This window comes from Variovorax sp. 01T432 (assembly GCF_056398605.1).
The window spans coordinates 113,707-123,404 of sequence record NZ_JBFTPS010000017.1; the positions used below are offsets into that span (position 1 = coordinate 113,707).

General features: G+C 64.0%; 7 protein-coding genes. 3 read left to right on the forward strand and 4 right to left on the reverse strand.

Annotation, left to right across the window (positions count from 1 at the left end):
- Nucleotides 1–36: 36 nt before the first annotated feature.
- Genes AC1DNF_RS15480 through AC1DNF_RS15490 form a run of 3 tightly spaced genes read right to left on the reverse strand, consistent with a single transcriptional unit; the run spans nt 37 to nt 2,969 of the window.
- Nucleotides 37–867 (reverse strand): HpcH/HpaI aldolase/citrate lyase family protein, encoded by an 831-nt coding sequence (locus AC1DNF_RS15480; RefSeq protein ID WP_478149488.1) that lies wholly within the window; start codon nt 865–867, stop codon nt 37–39.
- A 10-nt stretch (nt 868–877) separates the two neighbouring features.
- Nucleotides 878–2,068: a CaiB/BaiF CoA transferase family protein gene (locus AC1DNF_RS15485; RefSeq protein WP_478149489.1), complete on the reverse strand. Its 1,191-nt coding sequence runs from the start codon at nt 2,066–2,068 to the stop codon at nt 878–880.
- A 40-nt stretch (nt 2,069–2,108) separates the two neighbouring features.
- Nucleotides 2,109–2,969, reverse strand: a complete 861-nt coding sequence (locus AC1DNF_RS15490; protein WP_478149490.1) for an HTD2 family dehydratase — start codon at nt 2,967–2,969, stop codon at nt 2,109–2,111.
- A gap of 649 nt (nt 2,970–3,618) precedes the next feature.
- Between AC1DNF_RS15490 and AC1DNF_RS15495 the strand changes: the two genes are divergently transcribed.
- A complete protein-coding gene (locus AC1DNF_RS15495; RefSeq protein WP_478149491.1) occupies nt 3,619–5,991 on the forward strand; it encodes a DNA polymerase II in 2,373 nt (790 codons plus the stop codon).
- A gap of 175 nt (nt 5,992–6,166) precedes the next feature.
- Nucleotides 6,167–6,496, forward strand: a complete 330-nt coding sequence (locus tag AC1DNF_RS15500) for a cupin domain-containing protein (RefSeq protein WP_478149492.1) — start codon at nt 6,167–6,169, stop codon at nt 6,494–6,496.
- Nucleotides 6,497–6,691: 195 nt separating this feature from the next.
- Here AC1DNF_RS15500 and AC1DNF_RS15505 read toward each other — a convergent pair whose 3' ends face one another.
- Nucleotides 6,692–7,576, reverse strand: a complete 885-nt coding sequence (locus AC1DNF_RS15505) for a PAS domain-containing protein (RefSeq protein WP_478149493.1) — start codon at nt 7,574–7,576, stop codon at nt 6,692–6,694.
- An 837-nt stretch (nt 7,577–8,413) separates the two neighbouring features.
- Between AC1DNF_RS15505 and AC1DNF_RS15510 the strand changes: the two genes are divergently transcribed.
- On the forward strand, nt 8,414–9,397 hold the full coding sequence (locus AC1DNF_RS15510; RefSeq protein ID WP_478149494.1) for a methyltransferase: 984 nt from the start codon (nt 8,414–8,416) through the stop codon (nt 9,395–9,397).
- Nucleotides 9,398–9,698 lie beyond the last annotated feature (301 nt).

Here is a 9,698-nt window from a genome sequence, read left to right on the forward strand (position 1 = left end):
GTTGTCTCTTTCTGCGGTGGAAGTGGGTGAATGGGCTCAATTGCGGGCCAGGGCCAGCGTGCGTTGCGCCTGCAGCACCACGGGTCGATCGACCATGCGGCCATCGAGCCGGGCTGCGCCAGGAGCGTCGGCATCGGCGAGCAGGACGCGCCGAGCCCAATCCAGCGCCTCCGCACTCGGACGCAACGCTGCGTGGATCGGCTGTACCTGGCGTGGGTGGATGCACAGCTTGGCGCCGAACCCAAACCGTCGAGCTTCCGCAAGATCCAACAGCAGCCGCGCCTCATCGTCGAGTTGCGGCGTGACGCCTGCTACCGGTGCCGGCAGGCCCGCCAGGCGGGAAGCGATGGCGATGCGGCTGGCTGCATAGCCAAGCCCGGAACCGTCCTTCGAGATGTCCATGTCGAGGTCGAGTGCGAGATCGAGCGTGCCGAACACCAGGCGCTGCACGCCGGCGGACGCGATGCGGTCCACTTCGGACACACCGCGTGCGCTTTCGATGAGCGCGAGGATGGATGCCTCCGGCAGCGCGACCCGGGTCTGGGCGATCTGTGCGGCCGACTCGGCCTTGGGCAGGAGCACGCTCGTCGCACGCGCGTCGCCCAATGCCGCGAGGTCGGCGGCAAACCAGGTTGAGCCGGCATCATTGATACGCACGACGGTGCGCGAGCGGTCTGCGGGCGCCGCACCCTTCAGCCATGTCGCGACAACGCTGCGTGCAGCGGCCTTGTCGTCGGTAGCCACGGCGTCCTCGAGGTCGAGAACGACCTTGTCGGCACCGCTGGCCAGCGCCTTGTCAAAACGTTCCGGCCTCGTGCCGGGCACGAAGAGGTAGGTGCGAGCGGGAGGCAGCGATTCGGCGGGCATGACAGCGACCTCAGACGGCCTTGGATGTGTGCAGCCCGGCGATCTCGGCCGCGCTGTAGCCGAGTTCGGCCAGGATCGCGTCGGTGTGCTCGCCGAGTGCGGGCACCGGGTCCATGCGTGGGCCGGTATCCCAGGTGCCGGGCGGCAGCATGGCGGGCACCGGCCCCACGGCGGTTCCGACTTCGGTCCAGCGCCCGCGCGCGGCGAGCTGCGGATGCGCCCAGACTTCCTTCATGGTGTTGACCTGCGCATTTGCGATCTGCGCGAGCTCGAGCCGCTCGACCACCTGTGCCCCGGTCAGAGGCCGGAAGGCGTTCACGATGATCTGGCGCAACGCGGTCCGCTCCGCCACACGCTTGAAGTTGGCGGTGAAGCGCGGATCCTTCGCGAGATCGGGCTGCTCCAGCACCTTGTCGCAGAAGCTGACCCATTCGCGCTCGTTCTGCAGCCCCAGCATCACGGTGGTGCCGTCGCCGGCCGGGAACGGTCCGTACGGATAGATCGTCGCGTGGCTGGCGCCGGTGCGCGGTGGCGGCGCGGCCCCTTCGTAGGCGTAGTAGAGGGGGTAGCTCGTCCACTCGGCCAGTGACTCCAGCATCGAGATGTCGATGCGTTGCCCCTTGCCTGTCTGGCCGCGCTGCAGCAGCGCCGCGAGAATGTTGCTGTAGGCGTACATGCCGGCGGCTATGTCCGCGATCGAGGGGCCCGCCTTGCAGGGCTCTTCGGGCGTACCTGTGACGGAGACAAAGCCGGCCTCGCTTTGGATCAACAAGTCGTAGGCTTTCTTGTCGCGGTACGGGCCGGGATTGCGCGGGTCGTCGCCGTAGCCGGAAATATCGCAAACGATCAAGCCTGGCTTCGCGCCGGTCAGCTTGTCGTAGCCCAGGCCGAGGCGCGTTGCAGCGCCCGGAGCCAGGTTTTGCACCACGACGTCGGCCTTCTCCATGACCAACCGTTCAAGCACCTTGGCTGCATCCGGGTGTTTCACGTCGAGCGTGAGACTTTCCTTGGAGCGGTTGGTCCACACGAAGTGCGACGCCAGACCGCGAACGCGTTCGTCGTAGCCGCGGGCGAAGTCGCCCGAGCCCGGGCGCTCGATCTTGATGACGCGCGCGCCCAGGTCAGCCAACTGGCGAGTGGCGAAGGGAGCGGCAATCGCGTGCTCCAGCGTGACGATGGTGATGCCCTTGAGCGGCTGCATGAATTTGTCTCTCTGGATGTTGTGACGATGGGGCGATGGGTCAGCGCAGCTCTGCGGCGGCGTCCATCGTGAGGTAGCCCTCGTGGTCCGAGGCCCAGAGGTGGATCGATTTGCCGTCGGCATGCGGTTGGCCGCTGACGTGAAACGCATTCAGGTCAAAAGTCGGGCGGACGGCCTTGAACCGAAAGCTCGCGACGTCGGCTTGGGGCAGTTGGCGGCGCAGAAGGTCCATCAGCAGTGTGGCGATCAGCGGACCGTGCACGATCAGGCCTGGGTAGCCTTCCACCTGTGTCACGTACTGGCGGTCGTAGTGGATGCGGTGGCCATTGAAGGTGAGCGCCGAGTAGCGGAACAGCAGCACGTCGTCCGGCACGATCTGGCGGCGCCAGGCGGCCTCGGCCGGTGCGGATTGGGGTGGTGGCACCACATCGTCCGGGCCCTGTGCTTCACGGTAGACGATGTCGTGGAACTCGACCAGAGCCGGCTCGGCGGCCTCGTTGCAGCGCACTTCGTGACGCACCTTCACGAATACGAGCTTCCCGGTGCGGCCTTCTTTCGCTGTGACGCTGTCGATGATCGAGGTGCGCGCAACACGGTCGCCCACGCGGATCGGGGAGCGGAACTCGAACTGGCTGCCGGCCCACATGCGGCGAGGCAGGGGAACCGGCGGAAGGAAGCCGCCGCGCTTGGCATGGCCGTCGGCGCCGATCTCGCTCTGCCGATGCATCGGCAGGAAGTAGAGCCAATGCCAAAGTGGGGGAAGAGTGGCGCCCGCACTGACCGGCGTTGCGGGATGGTCCAGAGTCGCCGTCAGTGCGACCACGGGGGTGGGGTAGATGGTGTCTTCGATTCTCTCGCTGCGCCCGACCCACGATTGCAGCTGATCTTGCCGTGCTTCCAATGCTGTCTCCTTTGCTGACTGCACCAAGCGGCAGCAGTTCTGGGGAGCAAGTGTGCGGCGCCGGCTACGTCAGGGGAATTGCAATGTTTGGTCCTATTGATGCACACGGCGCAATAAGCAGCGCGCCCCGTGTGAGCCAGGAAGGAGCGCAAGCACGCTTACGTGCGGCGCACTCGGCCTGGTGTCATGTGCTCAAGACTGAACGACCGCTTGCTAGCGCGGTGCGATTGTTCGCTCCCAGTCACCATGGGACTGCACCAGGCCCATTCTTGTCGCTCGTGCTTCACGCGCGAACGACGGCAACAGAACTGAGCCCGAAGTTCGGTCCAACCGCCGGAGCGACAAGTCTCTCCTTTAGCCCGGGGCCTTCAACCCCGCCAATATCTTGTCCATGACCGGATCGATCTTGAAGGCAGCACATCGCCACTTGTCCGGGCTGATGCGCATTCTGGCTTGGGACACTTGCTACTACATCATGACGACGGTCCCTTGCCGCATGCGAACACAGAGAGGTCGTCGTTAGTTTTATCATGGAGGCGGCTCACGGCCCCAACGCCCGCTCGCCCGCCTGCGAAATGCGGCGACAACCGGGCGAAACTCGGTCACGCGCAAGCCCGCCTTCCTTTGCCGCCAAATTCTTTAAGCTCTCGTGCTCCCCACCGAATTCAAGGGCTTCATCCTCACGCGCCGCTGGCGTGATGTCGCGGCCGGCACCGAAATCGAGTACTGGCTGGCAACCGATGCGGGGCCGAGGAAAGTGGTCCTTACCGCCCAGACCTCTGTCGCATTCGTCGAAACGAAGCACAGGGCGTCGGTAGAAGCGCACCTTGCCGCCATGCCAGGGACGGAGCTACGCGAGCTTGAGCTGAAGACATTTCATCAGGCACCCGTCATCGGTGTCTATGCGAAGCACTTCCGCCAACTGGGTCAACTGGCGCGTGCCCTCCGGGCCCAGAGCGTTGCGCTGCTCGAAGCCGACGTGCGACCGCACGACCGCTTCCTGATGGAGCGGTTCATCACCGCCGGCGTGCTGGTGGAGGGAGGGAGGGCGGACTGCCTCACTATCGTCGACTGCAAGCTGAAGCCCGCGCCCGATTACCGACCGGTGTTGAACGTGGTGTCGCTGGACATCGAGACGAGCCAGGACGAGGAGCTCTATTCCATTGCGCTGGACGGGACGATTGAACGTGTGGTCTTCATGCTGGGCGAGCCGCCACATGAGTCGGGCGAGCCCCTGGACTTCTCCCTCATCTATTGCCCGACTCGCAAGGCCATGCTTGAGAGGCTCAACGATTGGTTCGACAGGAACGACCCGGACGTCATCATCGGTTGGAGCGTCATTCAGTTCGACCTGCGAGTTCTGCAGAAGGCGGCCGACAACTGTGGGGCAGAGCTCCTTCTGGGGCGTGAGCGTCGGCCCATCGATTGGCGAAACCATCCGGGAAAGCAGGGCTACCTGTTCGCGGCCACGCCCGGGCGGGTGGTCATCGACGGCATCGACGCACTGAAGGCCGCTTCGTGGAGCTTTCCGTCATTCAGTCTTGAGGCCGTTTCACAAGGACTGCTAGGCGAGGGCAAGGCCATCGGCGATGAGTACGACAAGATGGCAGAGATTGAGCGGCGGTACCAGGAGGACAAGCCCGCGCTCGCGCTCTACAACATCCGGGACTGCGAGCTGGTTCTTCGCATCTTCGACAAAGCGAAGCTGCTGCAGTTCATGATGGAACGTGCCCACACCATGGGCCTACAAGTGGACCACTTCGGTGGCTCCATTGCCGCGTTCAGCCACCACTATCTGCCGCGGATGCATCGCTTGGGCTACGTGGCGCCGAACGTGGGCGAGATTCCGAGCAAGGCCTTCCCCGGTGGGTACGTGATGGACTCGAAGCCAGGGTTCTATGACTCGGTCGTGGTCCTGGACTACAAGAGCCTGTACCCCTCGATTATTCGAACGTTCCTGGTCGACCCTGTCGGCTTTGTGGAAGGCTCGAACGCCAGCGACTCGGCAACGGTCGTGAAGGGGCCGCGAGGGACGGCGTTCTCGCGCGAGAAGCATTGCCTGCCGGAAATCGTGACCACTCTCTGGCGGGCTCGGGACGAGGCCAAGCTGGTCAAGAACGAGTCGCTGTCCCAAGCCCTGAAGCTGCTCATGAACTCCTTTGCCGGCGTGCTGGGTGCGGCCGACTGCCGCTTCTTCAATCCCGAGGTCGTATCCGCCATAACTCTGCGTGGGCACGAGATGATGAAGCTCACGCGCACATTCGTTCAGAACCGGGGTTACGAGGCCATCTATGGCGACACCGATTCCATCTTCATCTGGCTCAAGCGCACCCACACCAACGAGGAAGCGCACGCCACCGGGGCAAACCTGGTGAAGGACATCAACGACTGGTGGACGCGCACCCTCCGCGAGGAGCACGGCCTGGAGAACTTCCTCGAAATCGAGTTCGATACCCACTACAAGAAGTTCTTCATGCCCACCATTCGTGGCTCAGACGTCGGCAGCAAGAAGCGCTACGCGGGCCTGAGCGTGGATGCCGCGGGCAAGGAGGAGATGGTCTACCGTGGCTTGGAGATGGCCCGCAGCGACTGGACCCCGTTGGCGCGCCAGTTCCAGGAGGGACTGCTGTCACGCATCTTCCACGGCGACCCTTACAAAGACTTTGTGACCGACTATGCGCAGTCGACGTTGGCTGGCCGGAAGGATGACCTTCTCATCTACCGAAAGCGCCTGCGCCATCGCCTCGATGCCTACCAGGTTAACGTGCCGCCGCAGGTTCGTGCGGCTCGCGTCGCCGACGAGTACAACGGTCGGGTCAACCGACCTCAGCAGTATCAGAGGGGTGGTTGGATTCGATACGTCATGACTCTGAATGGGCCGGAGCCGCTCGAAACGCGCCATTCCCGCATCGACTACGAACACTATCTGACCAAGCAGCTTCGGCCGATTGCCGACGCCATCCTCCAGCCCATGGGGGAGAATTTCATGGCGCTGACGAGCTCACAGCAAGGTCTTTTCTGAACGTCCCCCAGGTTTTGAACCTTTCCGTGGAGAGGACACGTCTCAGTGGTCAGGCTCATCCTCTTGCGCTTCTCTATGAGCGAGTGCGTTGCCGTCGCGTCCGAACGTTGCGGCGATTGCAATGGCGGCCGTGTAAGCGGACACTGACCGGTCCATCCTAGAGCCTCATACCCACATGGCAATTCCACATGCTTCTCCCGGCCAAGCGCTCGACGTACGTCCGTTGGGGGGTCGCCTTTCGAGCGACAAGACGTCGGCGCTGTTCAAATCGGCAGACCTTGAGGTCATGCGACTGGTGTTGCTTGGGGGGAAGTCGTTGCCGCAGCATAAGGTGCCCGGTGAAATCACGATTCACTGTCTCGAAGGCAGCCTCGACGTTGAACTCGATGACGCCACCGTGAGGCTGGAAGCAGGGCAGTTGCTGTTCCTGACCGGCAACGCGACGCACGCCGTCAAAGCGGTGACCGACGCCAGCGCGCTGGTGACCATCGCCCTAAGACCCTGATATTGCCTGTCGGCATGCCCTTGCGCGGAGTCGTTCGCGCAGAAGGCAGAATCCGGCCATTTGCGGACGGTCGTGGCTACCTTGCAGCTCTCAAGCAGTTCCGCGCAGGGGTCGCTCGCAAGGTCGGTGTGCCATGACGCTGGGCCGGGGCGCCCGAGGAGATGCATCAGCGCATGGCGCTTGGTGCAGCGATGGTCACGAAAAACGCCGAGTCTTCGCTAGCTCTTCTTGGAGTCTTTGATTCTTAGCCCTCTCAGCCATGAGACTCCGCTCGAGTTCCGCAACGCGTTGTGCTTGCGAAGCAGATTCGCTGGCCAAACGCCGGGCGGAGATTTCCTGCGCCGTGCCGTAAAGCACGGTGACCCGGCCTTGAGCATCGCGCTGCACAGAGCCACGCGCATCCAGCCAGCCGCGGCGACCGCTGCGATGGATGTATTCCAGGTCAAGGCTGTAAGCCAAGCCAGACTGGACGGCACGCTGGATAGCGGCCTGCAGCCTTCCCCAGCTTTCCGGGGTGTAGAGCGCCTGATGCTCCGGGTACGTCGGAGGCGACACGTGTGGGTCGAGCCCGAACAATTCGTAGAGTTGTTCGGACCAAGTGACGATACCAGACGCCACCTCCATCTCCCAGCTGCCAACTTCGCCGAGACGTTGGGCAAGACGCAAAGCTTCCTGGCTCTTCGACAGAAGTGCATTCGTCCGTTCGAGGGCTTCGACGTGACGTCTGAGTTGTTCTCTTGCCTCATAGAGGCTGGTGACCTCCGTCACCTCAACCACAAAGCCAAGCACCTTTCCATTCACCACATGGGGCAGGTAGCGGGCCAGACTCGGCCTCAACGTTCCATCAGGGTGCGGGACGACTCGTTCAAACTGCTGCGGCACGCCCCGCAGCGCGGCACGGATGTACGGCTCGTTTGCAGCGAACAACTCAGGCCCCAACAGGTCTTGAATGGCCGTGTCGAAGAGGCTCGAACCTTTGACCCCAAACCAGCGCTCGTAGGCCCGGTTCGCGAACCTGCACAGCAAGTTGCTATCCCAATACGCCAGCATCGAGGGCACCTCGTTGAGGATCGCCCACACGGGGTCTCTTGATTCATCTGCGTTGATGTACGTCACAGCGTTCACCTCACTCAGCATGTTGTCAAACGCGAAATGGACAGACCAACGAGGTCGATTCTTCGGTCACCTGCCGCCTTGCCGCCGACACTACGCGGCAGCGCTCAAGTCGCCGTAGTGGACGCCCCTCCTAGGCCCATTCGGGCACGCAATCCTTGACTTGCGGCCTGGTGCAGTACCGAGCCTTCAGCACTCGCGCGGGTTGACCTGGTGTGGACGCCTCCAATGAGATATTGAATGCCCTCCGACCCTATCGACTCTTGACCTATATCAGGGTTTGGCCACACGCGATGAGGGTGAAACGATTGCTGCCCACGGGGTGTTCGGGCTTCCACGCATCAACTTCAAAATGGACCAGGTGTGAGCCGATAGGGTCCTCGACGAATGTCAGCCACGGCGGAAACTGGACAGCCGGTATGGGCTCATACCAGCTATACGAGCCCACGCCAGACCGGACGTTTTCATCGTGGGCTGGATCAAGGACGCGACGGGGAGCACCGACAGCGGTCTGTTCGTGATTGCGGCGAGTCTGCTGCTGGGTGGGGGCATCGGGTACCACCTCGATGTCGGGGCGAGCCGGCATGGCCGGGCCGAAACCCGTCCTCGAGTTGACGAAGCGACGCCGACGCAGGCCGCGCGGTCGACCGGGTGTGATGGCGTGGGCGAACCCTGGCGAGTCGCGTTGACCGCGCCGACCGGCGGACAAATAATCCCCTCGCTGGCGAAAGTCGCCGCGTGCGGCCGCGTTCCCGCGAGTCAACGCCCGCCACCGGCGCCTCGCTTTCCACTGGAGGTGCCGATATGCGTACGCCCCCTTCCGCGCAGCTGTGGCAGATGGCAATGGGCCACGTGCTGCCGCGCTGTCTTCAGGTCGTGGCCGAACTCGGCGTGGCCGATCAGCTCGGCGAGTCACCGCTCGGCACGGCCGCGCTGGCAACGGCCACTGGCGCCCATCCGGGCGCTCTCGGCCGCACGCTGCGGCTGCTTGCGTCGGCCGGCGTGTTCGAGGCCCGCGACAACCTGTGGGCTCACACTGAGCTGTCGCGACTGCTGCGCAGCGACCATCCGCAATCGATGCGCCCGTACCTGCGCATGTCGGGCAGTCGGCTGTTCTGGGCCGCCGCGGGCGAGTTCGAGCACGCCCTGCGCACCGGCGCGACCGCGGCCGGGAAGCTCGCGCCGGGAGGCATATGGTCCTATTTCCGGGAGCACCCGGAGGAAGGCCAGGTCTTCGACGCGGCAATGACGTCGAGGTCGAACGCCGACATCGCGTTCATGATGCCGGTGCTCGATTTCACCCGCTACCGGACGATCGTCGACGTCGGCGGTGGCCGCGGCAACATGCTCACAGCTGCGCTCGCCGCGGCGCCCGCCGCGCACGGCGTCCTGTTCGACCGCCCGGAAGTCGTCGCGACCGTGGCCCCCGGCGCGCGCATGAGCATCCAGGGCGGGGACTTCTTCAAGGGCTCCCTGCCCGCAGGCGATGCCTACATCGTGAGCCGCGTCCTGCACGATTGGGCGGATGCCGAAGCCACCGCGATCCTGCGCTCGATCAGGGGCGCGGCACCGGGTGGAGCGGAGCTGCTGATTCTCGAGTCGATCCTGCCGGAGGGCCCGCAGCCGCATCACGCCAAGGTGCTCGACATCATCATGCTGATCATGACCGGCGGCCATGAGCGCACCGAGCGCGAATACCAGGCACTGCTGGAGGCCGGCGGATTCCGCCTCGATCGCGTTGTGCCGACCGCCGGCCCGGTGTCGGTGATCGTCGCCGTGCCGGCCTGAGAGTCGCCGGCCGGCCTAAGATGGTCGCCGGCCGTTCACCGCCCGACGCAGAGCAGCCCCCATTGTCAAGGAGATGTAATGGATGCCTCCCTCCCTACGGGGAAAGAAGAGCAGGAGCACGGAGATGAGTAGCGTGACTGTTCTGGGAGCTCCCCTTGCCGGCCGGGCAAGGTGGACCCCCGAATGGATACGGCATCGAAGTGCCCATGCGTGATAGACCGAGGTCTTCACAAACACCATCGGGGGTCCGAGATGAATCGTAGTGCAGCACAAGGTGCAGGACAAATCATCGGCTTGATCG

What these genes read in the sequence shown, in the direction of transcription:
- AC1DNF_RS15500 (WP_478149492.1), top strand. Translation starts at nt 6,167, where the DNA reads ATGGCAATTCCACATGCTTCTCCCGGCCAAGCGCTCGACGTACGTCCG.
- AC1DNF_RS15480 (WP_478149488.1), bottom strand. Translation starts at nt 867, where the DNA reads ATGCCCGCCGAATCGCTGCCTCCCGCTCGCACCTACCTCTTCGTGCCC.
- AC1DNF_RS15510 (WP_478149494.1), top strand. Translation starts at nt 8,414, where the DNA reads ATGCGTACGCCCCCTTCCGCGCAGCTGTGGCAGATGGCAATGGGCCAC.
- AC1DNF_RS15485 (WP_478149489.1), bottom strand. Translation starts at nt 2,068, where the DNA reads ATGCAGCCGCTCAAGGGCATCACCATCGTCACGCTGGAGCACGCGATT.